Source organism: Peribacillus sp. SIMBA_075 (assembly GCF_046534585.1).
In genome coordinates this window covers 1-257 of sequence record NZ_JAWRYN010001007.1, presented here as the reverse complement: position 1 = coordinate 257, position 257 = coordinate 1, and the positions used below count along the sequence as shown (strand labels likewise).

Sequence of the window (257 nt, the reverse complement as noted above, 5' to 3'; positions counted from 1 at the left end):
AAAAAACTCATGCATTGTTTCTAAAAATGAACTCCACGCTTCACTGGATGATTGAACTATACCGCCCCAAAGCTCTACTAAATATTCCGTAATAGAATTACAAATATCTATAATCCATTGTTTAATGTCATCAAAGTTTTTATAAATCGCAAAACCTATGGCAGCTATAGCGGCTACGATAAGGGGAATAGCAGCAACAATTCCAGCCGCTGCAGCCGCTCCAATCCCGAAGATACTCATGACCGTCACAACTATAG

General features: G+C 39.3%; 1 pseudogene. It reads right to left on the bottom strand.

From position 1 onward, the window contains the following. A pseudogene (locus SB775_RS31320) lies at nucleotides 1–257 on the bottom strand (phage tail tape measure protein); the annotation flags it as partial.